General features: G+C 63.8%; 1 protein-coding gene. It reads left to right on the top strand.

Translation table 11 applies throughout. The features are described from left to right. Positions 1 to 20: 20 nt before the first annotated feature. Positions 21 to 279, top strand: a 259-nt coding sequence (locus tag H6B10_RS16170; protein WP_204652443.1) for a hypothetical protein, incomplete at its 3' end; no start/stop codon positions are given.

Below are 279 nucleotides of genomic sequence, written 5' to 3'. Positions count from 1 at the left end.
TGGCGGCGGCGGTGTTCCTTTTGAACATCGGCACCCAGGGCATGGCGGTCTTTACCCGGATGTACGCCCTGCTTATGCTGGAAACCGTGGTGCTGGTGGCCCTGCATCTGCGGCTGTTCCGGCAGCTGCGGGCAGGGCAGCGGCCCCGGTGGGTATTTCTGGGGCTGGCCGCCGCCACCATGGCAGGGTGCCTGACCCAGTATTTCTTCCTAGTGTTCTGTTTCTTCTTCTGCGGGTTGTTCGGCCTGTGGCTGCTGGGCACCCGCCGGTTCAAAACCG

The organism is Gemmiger formicilis, from assembly GCF_016901605.1.
Lineage (GTDB): Bacteria > Bacillota > Clostridia > Oscillospirales > Ruminococcaceae > Gemmiger > Gemmiger formicilis_B.
Note: the sequence above shows the minus strand (reverse complement) of the source record. Positions and strands in the feature narration are given on the sequence as shown.